The organism is Caulobacter sp. SRI_014, from assembly GCF_057586315.1.
Window position 1 is genome coordinate 165,853 of record NZ_JBYCZQ010000009.1, and the last position, 12,340, is coordinate 178,192.

At 68.6% G+C, this 12,340-nt stretch carries 9 protein-coding genes; 5 read left to right on the plus strand and 4 right to left on the minus strand.

Annotated features, from left to right (window positions below; translation table 11 throughout):
- Positions 1-9 precede the first annotated feature (9 nt).
- Both AC2YG9_RS18135 and efp read right to left on the minus strand, forming a co-directional pair.
- Complete coding sequence (locus AC2YG9_RS18135) at positions 10-2,907, minus strand: DUF2135 domain-containing protein (protein ID WP_487299395.1); 2,898 nt, start codon at positions 2,905-2,907, stop codon at positions 10-12.
- Between the two features lie 116 nt (positions 2,908-3,023).
- Positions 3,024-3,593, minus strand: coding sequence for an elongation factor P (gene efp, locus AC2YG9_RS18140; RefSeq protein WP_487299396.1), 570 nt, complete (start codon positions 3,591-3,593; stop codon positions 3,024-3,026).
- 128 nt (positions 3,594-3,721) lie between these two features.
- On the opposite strand from efp, the gene epmA reads away from it, so the two are divergent.
- The 5 genes from epmA (at position 3,722) to AC2YG9_RS18165 (ending at position 7,960) form a co-directional block, all read left to right on the plus strand.
- Complete coding sequence (gene epmA / locus AC2YG9_RS18145) at positions 3,722-4,762, plus strand: EF-P lysine aminoacylase EpmA (protein WP_487299397.1); 1,041 nt, start codon at positions 3,722-3,724, stop codon at positions 4,760-4,762.
- A 6-nt stretch (positions 4,763-4,768) separates the two neighbouring features.
- Positions 4,769-5,812 carry a lysine-2,3-aminomutase-like protein gene (locus AC2YG9_RS18150; protein WP_487299404.1) on the plus strand — a complete coding sequence of 348 codons (1,044 nt, stop codon included), beginning with the start codon at positions 4,769-4,771 and terminating at the stop codon, positions 5,810-5,812.
- A 126-nt stretch (positions 5,813-5,938) separates the two neighbouring features.
- A complete protein-coding gene (locus tag AC2YG9_RS18155) occupies positions 5,939-7,138 on the plus strand; it encodes a pilus assembly protein TadG-related protein (protein ID WP_487299398.1) in 1,200 nt (399 codons plus the stop codon).
- Between the two features lie 4 nt (positions 7,139-7,142).
- Complete coding sequence (locus tag AC2YG9_RS18160; RefSeq protein WP_487299399.1) at positions 7,143-7,565, plus strand: TadE/TadG family type IV pilus assembly protein; 423 nt, start codon at positions 7,143-7,145, stop codon at positions 7,563-7,565.
- A complete protein-coding gene (locus tag AC2YG9_RS18165; protein ID WP_487299400.1) occupies positions 7,562-7,960 on the plus strand; it encodes a TadE/TadG family type IV pilus assembly protein in 399 nt (132 codons plus the stop codon). Before AC2YG9_RS18160 ends, AC2YG9_RS18165 begins: the two co-directional genes overlap by 4 nt.
- Positions 7,961-7,972: 12 nt before the next feature.
- On the opposite strand, the gene AC2YG9_RS18170 is transcribed toward AC2YG9_RS18165, so the two are convergent.
- Both AC2YG9_RS18170 and ppdK read right to left on the minus strand, forming a co-directional pair.
- On the minus strand, positions 7,973-9,160 hold the full coding sequence (locus tag AC2YG9_RS18170) for a M48 family metalloprotease (protein WP_487299401.1): 1,188 nt from the start codon (positions 9,158-9,160) through the stop codon (positions 7,973-7,975).
- 140 nt (positions 9,161-9,300) lie between these two features.
- Complete coding sequence (ppdK, locus tag AC2YG9_RS18175; RefSeq protein WP_487299402.1) at positions 9,301-11,967, minus strand: pyruvate, phosphate dikinase; 2,667 nt, start codon at positions 11,965-11,967, stop codon at positions 9,301-9,303.
- Positions 11,968-12,340 lie beyond the last annotated feature (373 nt).

The window sequence follows — 12,340 nt, forward strand, 5'->3', positions numbered from 1 at the left end:
TCGGGCGGCCTACTCTGGCCGCCCGACCCTGAACCTGCCGATCATCCGGTTGTCGTCGGTGTCCGGCGTCAGGTCGATCTCCAGCACCTCGGAGCTCTGGTTGGGCCGGCCCCAATTGCGATAGAGCCGGGCCCGGACCGTCGTCGCCCCGTTCGGATCGAGGGCGTCGGGCGCGAAGACGTTGGCGCGGATCTCGTACTCGCCGCGCGGGGCGTTGCGCAGCAGATACTCCTCGGGGCCATAGCCGTCGGTCATGTCGTTCGACAGCCGGCCGCCGATGCGGGTCTTGGGGTTGCTGTAGATGGCCGTGTCGCCCGAGGGCTCCAGCACCCAGAGATCCATGTCGCTGACGTCGGTGTTCCACTCCAGCACCACCCGCAGATCGACATCGAGCAGGGCGACGAGACGCGGATCCAGCGGTGACGTTCCGGTCGGCAGGCGCGGCAGGATGCGGTTGATCTCCATCAGCGAGACCATCTCGATGCCGTCGTAGGCCCCGTCCCAAGGGGTGACGATGACGGTATTGAGCAGATCGGCCGCCCGCCGATAGTCGGCGGCCCGCACGGCCGGCGAGGTCGCCGGCAACTCGGCGCGCGTGATCAGGGCCAGGGCCAGGCTGCGCAGCGGCTGGGGCTTGTCCGGCGTCAGATAGGCCAGGCGGTCGAACAGCCAGATGGCCCGGTCGTGCTCGCCGTAGCGCATCATCCGGTCGGCGACGACCATCAGGGTGGCGTCGTTGGCCTGCGGCATATCCAGCGCGCTGAGGGCCATCTGCACAGCCTCGGGCCCGCGCTTCTTGCGGAACAGCCATTCGGCGACGTCCAGATAGAAGGCAGGGCTCTTGGCGTGCTCGGCCTCCATGGCTGCCAGGACGGAGGCAAAGCGCTCTGGCGGCGCGGCGTCCAGGGCCTTGAGGTACGGACGGTCGGGATTCCACTCCGCCATCTCGACCTCGATGGACCGCGCCAGGCTTTCGCTGCCGAAGGCGCTGACGGCGATCGGAACATCCTGGATGTCTTGCGCACGCCTCTGGCCGGTGATGATGAGTTCCCTGACGTCTCCACCGGCGTCGTCATCGCCAAACTCGGCCGTGGCCGGAGCGGCGGCCACGGGCGGGGGCGGAGGCGGCGGCGCGCCAACCCGCTCTCCCTTCGGCGGCCGGATGCGGCGCACCGGCGGGAAGCGGGTGTTCCACCATTCCTTCTGCTCGGTCCAGGCGGTGACGAGGTCGTCCAGGTGGTTGGCCTTGTAGGTGTTCTCCTGCTTGTGGGCCTCCGCGATCAGGTCGCGGTACCGCCCCATCTCGCCCTTGCCGACCATGGCCGGCGGCTCGATCTCCCAGCGGGCGTAGTCCTCCATCTCTTCCAGCACCAGGAAGGAAGCGATGGGTGTGGCCACAGACCAGCGGCGGGCCAGGGCGACCAGGCGATCGCTGTCGGGGCGGTCGGAGACCTCGGCGTCGGCGATCTGGCGCACGCCCCAGAAGACGCCGGCTGCGTCGTGGGCCCGGGCGGGTCCGCGCGAGGGGCTGTAGCGCCGCACCTCGCCGCCGTTGACGGTGCGGACCAACACGTCGCCCGTCAGGTCTGCGCGGCCGACGATGCGGAAGCGGTCGGCGGTTTCTTGCAGCACCACGGCATCCAGCGGACGGCCGTCGGCGGCGGTGATCTCGACGATGCGGCGCTTCAGGGCCAGCAGACGCTGCAACGCCTGGGCCGGGTCGGTCGCGGACAGATCGATGTGGCTGCCGCCGGAGCGGCGCGCGAGTCCGGCCAGGCGGGCGGCGTTGGCGTCCGGAGCGGTGGCGATGGTGACGAGTTTGCAGCGCTGGCGCTCGATCCGCCAGGCGTCGAGGGTGACGTTGCCGTCGGTGAACAGCAGGCAGACATCAGCGTCCTCCTGCTCCAGCACGCCGGTCAGGGCCGTCGCGCCCCGGTAGGTGACCTTGGCCAGGGCGGCGTCGAGCGCCTGGGCGCTGTTGAAGGTCTGGCGCGTGGGGGTGTCGCTGGCGAAGGTGACCAGGTCGATCCGCTGGGGTTGGGTCGCCGCCAGGTAGCGGCCGATCAGGTCGCGCTCGCGGGTCAGATCGTCGTCCTTGCGCGACAGGGAACGGTCCCACAGCACCCGCACGGTGCGGGGCCGGTCAGCGCCGCGCAGCGGCGGCAGGCTGTCCTGGATGTCGAAGACGGTGTCGCCGGCGCTGTGGCGGCTCAGCGTCATCGGGCTGGCGGGGGTCAATTCGGAAATGGTCAGGGCGCCGCTGAAGGCGCGGTTCTCCCAGCCGGCGGCGACGCCCTTGTCGGTCCAGGGCAGCAGGGCGCCGTCCGGCCCGACTACCTGCGGTGCGCCCTTGAGGCCGTCGGCTGTGACCGTGATGCCGACCCGGCCGGCGGCCTGGCCGGTGACCAGCGGCAGACGGTAGGGCCGCTCGGGGCTGAGGGCGGTGACGAAGGTCAGCCGGACGGTGCGGCCCTTGCGGGGCAGGATCGGAAAGACCCGGGTGCGGAAGGCGTTGGTGCGGGTGACCTGGGCGATGCCCGGATCGACCCCCTCGCGGACCTTTTCGCGATAAGCCTCCTCGGCCTTGGCGTTGGGCACCAGGACGCCGGGCCGCAGGGCGCCCTCGACGTCGAGGGCGTAGCCGGTGATCAGGGACTCGGCCGGCAGGTCGAGGGTGAAGTCGCCTTCCAGCTCGCGGTCTGTCGGGTTGGAGAAGCGGACGGTGACGGTGGTGAGCGCCATCGTCCCGTTGAGGTCGACGGCGATGTCCATCCAGCCGATGCGCAGGTCGTCTTTCTCGTCGCCGAGTTCGCCGTCGCGGTAGTTTTCGGCAGTCAGCTGGGGGTTCAGGGCTTTGGGCGCGTCGGCGGCGGGGGCCGCCTGACCTATGCCGAAGGCCAGAACCACGCCCGCGAGTCCCAGCCAACCTTTACGCCACGCCCCGATACGCAACATGACACCCCCCTGCATCTTTGCAGGGAGGGTGTTGATTTTACAGCTGTCGGTCAAGCCGACGGTGCGGATTAGTCCTTGGCGCGCTCGTAGTAGCTGCCGTCTTCCAGCAGCACGACGACGCGGGTGCCGGTGGCGATATACGGCGGGATCATGATCCGGGCGCCGTTGTTGAGGATGGCAGGCTTGTAGGAGGAGGAGGCCGTCTGGCCCTTCATGGCCGGTTCGGTCTCGACGATCTCGTAGGTGGCGCGGGCCGGCAGTTCGATGGCCAGCGGGTTGCCCTCGTGCAGCGACAGGAAAACGCTCATGCCCTCGGCCAGCCAGACGCCCTTGTCGCCGACGGTTTCCGGCGAGACCACGTACTGGTCGAAGGTCTCGGGGTTCATGAAGTGGTAGCCCTCGCCGTCCTGGTACAGGAAGGTGTGCTCACGCTCGTCGACGAAGGCGCGCTCGACCTGTTCGGTCGTGCGGTAGCGTTCGGAGACCTTCACCCCGTCGGTGATGCGGCGCATGTCCAGCTGGGTGACCGGGGTGCCCTTGCCGGGGTGGATGTTCTCGATGCTGAGAACGACGTAGAGCTTGCCGTCGACATCGACGACCGAACCTTTGCGCAGCGAGCTGGCGGCAACCTTGGGCATGGTATCCTCGTGAGCGGGAACGGCGTGCCTCTCAAAAGACCTGGGCGCGCTCGATTCCGTTGAAACCTGTTGGGGGCGCTCTCTATAGGGTCCCAGGCGTTTGCGCCAGTCTCGGGCCGGAGCGACCAATGACCCTCCCCTCCCCCTGGTGGGACAAGGACCGCCACGCGGACCGCCGGCCCTTCCTGATCGGCCGTAACCGGATCACCGCCGCGGTGCGCGGATGGTTCGGTGAGCGCGGCTTCACCGAGGTGGAGGCGGCGGCGCTGAACGTCTCGCCGGGCAACGAGGCGCACCTGCACGGGTTCGCGACCGAGGCCATCACCACGGGCGGGGAGCGGGCGACGCTGTACCTGCACACCTCGCCGGAGTTCGCGGCCAAGAAGTTGTTGGCGGCGGGGGAGACGCGGATCTTCGACCTGGCCCGGGTGTGGCGCAACCGCGAGCGGGGGCCGCTCCATAGCCCCGAGTTCACGATGCTGGAGTGGTATCGGGCCGGCGAGCCGTACGAGCAGCTGATGGACGACTGCGCGGGCCTGCTGGCCCTGGCGGCGGAGACGGCGGGGACAAGGACGTTCAAATTCCGGGGGTTGGAGGTTGATCCCTTCGCCACGCCGGAGCGGGTGACGGTGGCGCAAGCACTGCAGCAGTGGGCCGGGGTCGACCTGCTGGCGACGGTCGAGGCGGGCGGCGGGACGGACCGCGACGGGCTGGCGGCGCAGGCCAGGGACGCCGGGGTGCGGGTCGCCGACGACGACACCTGGGCCGATGTGTTCAGCCGGCTGCTGGTCGAGAAGGTCGAGCCGAAGCTGGGCGTGGGGCGGGCGACGATCCTGTGCGAATACCCGATCAGCGAGGCGGCCCTGGCGCGGCCCAAGGCGGCCGATCCCAGGGTGGCGGAACGGTTCGAGCTCTATGCCTGCGGCGTCGAACTGGCCAACGCCTTCGGGGAGCTGACCGACGCGGCAGAGCAGCGGCGGCGGTTCGCGGCTGAGATGGACGAGAAGGCCCGGGTCTACGGCGAACGGTATCCCATCGACGAGGAGTTGCTGGCCGCGCTGGAGGTGATGCCTGAGGCCTGCGGCTCGGCCCTGGGGTTTGATCGGCTGGTGATGCTGGCGACCGGGGCGAACCGGATCGAGCAGGTGCAGTGGACGCCGGTCCCTTGAAGGTCCATATGCGCGCCCGTGAAAACCCTCCGCACCCTGGATGACCTCGCCGAGGCCGGCCTGATCGCAAGCGAGCGGCTGCCGGCGCTCGAGGCGGTGGCGGCGCGCTATGCCGTGGCGGTGACGCCGGGCATGGCCGAGCTGATCGATCCGGCCGATGCCGCCGACCCGATCGCCGCCCAGTTCCTGCCGCGTGAGGAGGAACTGACCCTGGATCCGACGGAGCGGCCCGATCCGATTGGCGACGAGGCCCATTCGCCGGTCCAGGGCCTGGTGCACCGCTATCCCGACCGGGTTCTGCTGAAGCTGACCCATACCTGCGCCGTCTACTGCCGGTTCTGCTTCCGCCGCGAGATGGTTGGACCGGAGGGTCATGGCAATATGAGCGCCGCCCAACTGGACGAGGCCATGGCCTATATCGCCGGGCGGCCGGATATCTGGGAGGTGATCGTCACAGGGGGCGATCCGCTGGTGCTGTCGCCGCGCCGGCTGCGCGAGACGATGGACCGGCTGGCCGCCATCCCGCATGTGAAGATCGTCCGTTTCCACACCCGCGTTCCGGTGGTCGATCCCGAGGCCATCACCGACGAGATGGTCGCCGCCCTGCGCCATCCGGGGCTGACGACCTGGGTCGCCCTGCACGCCAACCACCCGCGCGAACTGACGCCGGCGGCCCGCGCCGCCTGCGCCCGGCTGGTCGACGGCGGCATGGCCATGGTCAGCCAGACGGTGCTGCTCAAGGGCGTCAACGACGATCCCGAGACGCTGGGGGCCCTGATGCGAGGCTTCGTTGAGACACGGATCAAGCCCTATTACCTGCACCACATGGACCTGGCGCCCGGCACCGGACATCTGCGGACCAGCGTGGCGGAAGGCCAGGCGATCATGCGGGCCCTGCGCGGCGCCTGGAGCGGGCTGTGCCAGCCGACCTACATCCTCGATATCCCGGACGGGCACGGGAAGGTGCCGATCGGGCCGGGTTATCTGGACGCCGGCCAGGTCGAGGACCCGGCCGGCCGCAAGCGCGACTACCCGCCCCGCGTGGACTGACCCCCGCCGGCACGTCCAGGCGGTAAAACATGGCAAACGTCGTTTTCACCACCTTGGCGAACCCGCCCTAAACCCTGATGCGATCATCCTGCGCTGTTTTCAAGCATCAGTCCGGGGGCTCCCACAATGCGCAGGTTCTGCAGAGACGCACGCGGCAACGTCGGCGTCATGGCGGCGCTGACTGTCTCGATGGTGACAGCCGGCGCCGGTTTCGGTGTCGAGGCCGGTTACTGGTTCTATGACACCACCCGAATGCAGCAGGCCGCCGACGCGGCCGCCTATGCCGCCGCAGCCGAGCTGCGCTCGGGCGGGACCCAGAGCCAGATGCTGGCTGCCGCCCAGGCCGCCGCCCAGGCCAACGGGGTTACCGTCAACGCTGACGAACTCCTGATGACCACCCCGGCGCTGGTCAACGGAACGTCCAACGAGAACGCCGTCGCCGTCCAGATCAACCGCGTCGAACAGCGGCTGTTCTCGAAGATGTTCACCAACACCCCGATGGTGGTCCAGGCCAAGTCGACGGCCGCCTATGCGGTCGCCTCCGACACCTGCATACTGGCCCTCGATCGGGCCGCCTCGCAGGCCATCACCTTCGAAGGCAACACCACGGCCAACTTCACCGGCTGTGTGGTGATGGCCAACTCCATGGCCAGCGACGCGGTGCACAACCAGGGCTCTTCGCAGGTCAACGCCCCCTGTGCCGTGTCGGTCGGCGGGGCCAGCGTCACCGGTGCCTTCAACCTGTCCTGCGGGTCGGTGATCACCTCCGCCCCGCCCGCCGCCGACCCCTTCCGCTCGGTGGCCGAGCCGTCGAACAGCGGCGCCTGCAAGAACGGCAACGGCAAGAACCTCGATCCGGGCCGCTACTGCGACGGCCTGAACCTGAAGAACACGGTCAACCTGGCGCCCGGCGTCTACGTCATCGATGGCGGCACGCTGAAGATCAATGCCAACGCCAACATCAACGGCACGGGCGTGACCATCTACCTGGCCAACGACGCCAACGTGGACATCAACGGCAACGCCACCCTGAACCTGTCGGCCCCGACGAGCGGAGACTACAAGGGCGTGCTGTTCATGGGCTCGCGGTCGAACACCAATGTCGGCAACACCTTCAACGGCACGGCCGACTCGAAGATGACCGGCGCCCTCTATTTCCCCAAGCAGGACGTCAACTACCTGGGCAACTTCTCGGGGACGAGCGGCTGCACCCAGGTGGTGGCCCGGACCATCAGCTGGTCCGGCAGCACGACCCTCAACGTCGACTGCAGCGCGCTGGGCCTCCGGTCCATCGTTGCCGGCGGCCTGATCAGCCTGGTGGGGTAGGGCCATGACCCGTTTCCTAACCCGCCTCGCCCGCAATCAGTCCGGCGGCGCCGCCGTCGAGTTCGGCCTGATCGCCCCGGCCCTGATCGCCGTGGTCCTGGGCCTCAGCCAGGTTGGCGGGGTGGTCTACAACCGCCACGCCATGCACAAGGCGGTCAACGCCGGGGCCCAGGCCCTGATGACCAGCGGGGCCAACCCGGCCGCGGTGCGCGCCGTGGCGTTGGAAGCCTGGCCCAACCGCGGCGCCGCCGGCGACATCGTGGTCGAGGAGTACTGCACCTGCGCCACGATCCGCCACGCCTGCACCACGGTCTGCGAGGACACCACCTATCCGCAGGCCTTCACCAGGATCAGCGCCAGCACGACCATGACCGGTCCGACCGGGCAAGCGACGCTGGCGACCAGCGAACTGGTGCGAACCCGATGAGGCGTCGGACGCGGCGAGGGCCGGAGTCCGGGGCCGCGGCGATCGAGCTGGCCCTGGTGCTGCCGGTGTTCGCCGCCCTGATCTTCGGCATCTTCAACTACGGCTGGGCGCTGTACGTGGGCAGTGACGTGCGCCACGCGATCGAGCGCTGCAGCCGCCTGCTGCTGGTTGATCCGCACACGACCCAGGCCCAGATGCGGACGGCGGTGTCAGGCCGGCTGAAGGTGGCCCGCATCGACGACCTGAACCTGACCCTGACCAACCAGACGTTGGACGGCGGCACGCCGGTGGCGCGGATCAGCTGGACCTACCGCTACACCGTGGTGGTGCCGTTCGTGCCGCAGGCGGTTTTCAACTTCGACAACCACATGATCGTGCCGCTCCGCCAGACCTAGAGGGGGCCGGACCTAGGGCTGTTCGGCCGGCGGGTGCGCCGCCTTCCAGTTCATGGCGTTGCGCACCCTCCAGCTGACCGACGGGTGGCTGTAGAAGATGATCTCCTCCAGCCTGCCCGGCGTGGCGGCGCGGTACTCGATTGTTTTCACCAGCGCCTTGGCCAGACCGTCGGGTTCGTTCACGACCCTGAGGCTGTAGTTGTCGGCATCGACTTCGCCGACACGGATCATGGTGTTCATGATCGGCGTGGCGAGCAGGCCCAGCACCACCAGGATGGCGGTGAACACCGGATAGCCCGCCGGGTCGGAGATGCTCCGCACGTCGCCGGCCCCGAGCAACCGGCTGGCCAGCGGGAACAGCCGATCAACCAGGAAGAAAGCCAGCACCAGCAACGGGATCATCGCCCCCAGCTGCCAGAGGATGTGCTGCCGGGCGTAGTGGCCCATCTCGTGGCCGACGACGCCGCGCACCTCGGCGATGTCGGCGCCGGCCTTGAACATGGTGTCGCTCATGGCGACCCGGGCCGAGCCGAAGAGACCCGAGACATTGGCGGTGTAACGGTTGGACTGCTTGGAGCCGTCGTAGACGAAGATGCGGTCCGGCGAGATGCCGTTGGCGGTGGCCATCTCGACGACGGTGTCGCGCACCGGTCCTGGCGGGGCCGGCTTGTAGTCGTTGAAGATCGGCTCGATGAGGATGGGAGAGGCGAGGACCAGCAGGGCGGCCGTCACGGCGGAGAGGCCGGCGCCCCAGATCCACCAGGTCTTCGGGGCAGCCCGCAGCAGGGCGTAGAACAGCATCAGCAGCAGCGAGCCGACGATCAGGCCGATGACCGATGAGATGACCCATTCGGTCAGCCAGCCTGCGATGGGCTGACTGGTCAGACCGTAGGCCTTCTCGCGCCACCAGCCCGAATAGACGGCCCAGGGCAGGGTCAGGATGGCGGTGGCCGCCTGGGCCACCAGGACAACGACCAGCGAGGCCAGCCACGGGCGGCGCTTGCGGGCTTCGACGCGGCTGCGAAGGCGGGTGAGGACGCCGCTCTTCAGCAGGATCCAGACGACGGCCAGGGAGACCAGCGTGCCCCAGAGGAGCAGCCAGTGGCCGCCTTGCGTATAGGCGACGGCCTTGGCGTGGCCCTCGGGCGGCAGGGCGGCAAGGTAGCGCGCCGTCTCGGCGGCTGGATCGAACGTGGCCATGAAAGTCTCCCCGATGCGGCGATGAGGCCACGGGTTGGCGAAACTGTCAGGTGAATTCGCAGACAGGGTGTCGGTGGAGGCAGTCACACAAGCTCTCCCCCCGCGAAGTGGGGGGAGAGCTGGGTTGGTCGGCTTTGCCGCTAGCGCTTGGCCAGCGCCGCCTGGGCCGCCGCGAGGCGGGCGATCGGGACTCGGAAGGGGGAGCAACTGACGTAGTCGAGGCCAACCTGTTCGCAGAAGGCGATGGAGGCGGGGTCGCCGCCGTGTTCGCCGCAGATGCCGAGCTTGACGTCCGGGCGCACCGCCCTGCCCCGTTCGGCGGCGATGCGGATCAGGTCGCCGACGCCTTCCTGGTCCAAAGATACGAAGGGGTCTTTTTCGAAGATGCCCTTCTCGATGTAGTCGTTGAGGAACTTGCCGGCGTCGTCACGGCTGATGCCGAACGTCGTCTGGGTCAGGTCGTTGGTGCCGAAGCTGAAGAACTCGGCGTTCTCGGCCAGGTCCCCGGCCCGGATGGCGGCGCGGGGCAGTTCGATCATGGTGCCGACCAGATACTGCAGTTCGACGCCCTGTTCGGCGATGACGGCGCGGGCGGTCTTGTCGGTGAGGTCCTTGAGGAACTTCATCTCCGTGCCCTTGCCGACCAGCGGGTGCATGATTTCGGGCACGGGGGCGGGCTTGCCGGACTTGGCGATCTCGCAGGCGGCCTCGATGATGGCGCGGACCTGCATCTCGTAGATTTCCGGGAAGCTGATCCCGAGGCGGCAGCCGCGGTGGCCGAGCATCGGGTTGCTCTCGTGCAGCTCACGGGCCCGGCGCATCAGCTTGGCCGGGTCGAGGCCGGTGGATTCGGCGACGGCCGCGAGGTCCTCCTCCGAATGGGGCAGGAACTCGTGCAGCGGCGGGTCGAGCAGGCGGATGGTGACCGGCAGGCCTTCCATGATGGTGAAGAGCTCGACGAAGTCGGCCTTCTGGAAGGGGGCGATCTTGGCCAGGGCGGCGCGGCGGCCGCTCTCGTCGTCGGCCAGGATCATCTCACGGACGGCGGCGATGCGGTGCTCGTCGAAGAACATGTGCTCGGTGCGGCACAGGCCGATGCCCTCGGCGCCGAACTGGCGGGCGGTCTTCGCATCCAGGGGAGTCTCGGCGTTGGCGCGGACCTTGAGGCGGCGGACCTGGTCAGCCCAGACCATGAGGCTGGCGAAATCGCCGGTCAGCTCCGGCTCGATCATCTTCACCGAGCCGGCCAGGACCTCGCCGGTCGAGCCGTCGATGGTGACCGTCTCGCCTTCATTGAAGACCTTGCCGCGGACCGAGAAGTTGCGGTTTTTCAGATCGATGGCGATGTCGCCCGCGCCGGAGACGCAGGGGATGCCCCAGCCGCGGGCGACCACGGCCGCGTGGCTGGTCATGCCGCCACGGGCGGTGATGATGCCGCGGGCCGCATGCATGCCCTTGATGTCTTCCGGGCTGGTTTCGTGGCGGACCAGGATGATGGCCTCGCCGGCGGCGCCGCGACGTTCCGCATCTTCGCTGGAGAAGACGATGGCGCCGACGGCGGCGCCCGGGCTGGCGGGCAGGCCCTTGGCGATGACGCTGCGGGTGGCGTCTGGGGAGATGGTCGGATGCAGCAGCTGGTCGAGGGCGGCCGGGTCGATGCGGGAGACGGCCTCTTCCTTGCTGATCAGGCCTTCGTCGGCCATGTCGACGGCGACCTTCAGCGCGGCCTTGGCGGTGCGCTTGCCGTTGCGGGTCTGCAGCATCCAGAGCCGGCCCTGTTCGACCGTGAACTCGACGTCCTGCATGTCGCGGTAGTGCTTCTCGAGCCGGGCGGCGACATCGCGGAACTGGCCGAAGACCTCCGGAAGGGCCTCTTCCATGGACGGATTGCGGTCGCCCATCTCTTCGCGGGCCGCCCTGGTCAGAGACTGCGGGGTGCGGATGCCGGCGACGACGTCCTCGCCCTGCGCATTGATCAGGAACTCGCCGTAGAGGGCCGGATCGCCGGTCGAGGGGTTGCGGGTGAAGGCGACGCCGGTGGCGCTGGTGTCGCCGAGGTTGCCGAACACCATCGACTGGATGTTGACCGCCGTGCCCCAGCTTTCGGGGATGTCGTGCATGCGGCGGTAGAACTTGGCCCGGTCGTTCATCCAGCTCTGGAAGACAGCGCCGACCGCGCCCCACAGCTGTTCCTGCGGGTCCTGCGGGAAGGCCTTGCCGAGCTCGCGGTCCACGGCGCGCTTGTACTCGGTGACGATTGTTTCCCAGTCCCTGGCGGTCAGGGCGGTGTCGACGTCGACGCCGAGGCGGTCCTTGTGATCATCGAGGATTTCCTCGAACGCGTGATGGTCGAGGCCGAGGACGACGTTCGAGTACATCTGGATGAAGCGGCGATAGCTGTCGAAGGCGAAGCGGCGGTCGCCCGACAGTTTGGCCAGGCCCTCGACCGTGGCGTCGTTGAGGCCGAGGTTGAGGACGGTGTCCATCATCCCCGGCATCGAGGCCCGGGCGCCCGAGCGCACCGAAACCAGCAGGGGGTTGGCGGCGTCGCCGAAGGTCTTTTGCGTGATCTTTTCGATGTGGCCGATGCCGTCGGCCACCTGGGCGGCGAGATCGGCCGGGTACATGCGGCCCTCGGCGTAGTAGCTGTTGCAGGCTTCGGTGGTGATGGTGAAGCCGGGGGGCACGGGCAGGCCCAGCGACGACATCTCGGCCAGGTTGGCCCCCTTGCCGCCCAGCAGATTCTTCATCGAAGCGTCGCCCTCGGCGCCGCCGCCTCCGAAGCTGTAGACCCAGCGGTTCGTCATCAAGCCGTCCTCAATAAGCGTCGCGATTCCGAAGGCCCGTTCGGATGGGGGTCAGATACATGGCCGGAGCGCCGGGGGGAACACCTTCCGGCCGGGTTTGATCCCGCGGTGCAGCAGAAACGGCGGCGGCTATCGAAGCGGGGCCATTATACCGCGGGAGGCGGACCTACAAAAAAGGGGAGATGAGAGCCGCAGAGGTGAAAATCGGCGGAAACCCCGTGGGCGTTGGGTTTGGCGTGGGTAGGGGCGCTGGCAATGTGGGCGCCGGCGTAGGCGGGGCGTAGGCGCCGGCGCTGCGAATGTAGGCACGAAAGGTGACGGAGCGGCCTACGCGCTGGGCGGCGAGGCTCGGGGAGCGCGAAAAGGTGGATGA

Excerpts from the sequence above, each read along its gene's own strand:
- efp (WP_487299396.1), bottom strand. The coding sequence starts at position 3,593 with ATGCCCAAGGTTGCCGCCAGCTCGCTGCGCAAAGGTTCGGTCGTCGAT.
- epmA (WP_487299397.1), top strand. The coding sequence starts at position 3,722 with ATGACCCTCCCCTCCCCCTGGTGGGACAAGGACCGCCACGCGGACCGC.
- AC2YG9_RS18155 (WP_487299398.1), top strand. The coding sequence starts at position 5,939 with ATGCGCAGGTTCTGCAGAGACGCACGCGGCAACGTCGGCGTCATGGCG.
- AC2YG9_RS18160 (WP_487299399.1), top strand. The coding sequence starts at position 7,143 with ATGACCCGTTTCCTAACCCGCCTCGCCCGCAATCAGTCCGGCGGCGCC.
- AC2YG9_RS18165 (WP_487299400.1), top strand. The coding sequence starts at position 7,562 with ATGAGGCGTCGGACGCGGCGAGGGCCGGAGTCCGGGGCCGCGGCGATC.
- AC2YG9_RS18170 (WP_487299401.1), bottom strand. The coding sequence starts at position 9,160 with ATGGCCACGTTCGATCCAGCCGCCGAGACGGCGCGCTACCTTGCCGCC.
- ppdK (WP_487299402.1), bottom strand. The coding sequence starts at position 11,967 with ATGACGAACCGCTGGGTCTACAGCTTCGGAGGCGGCGGCGCCGAGGGC.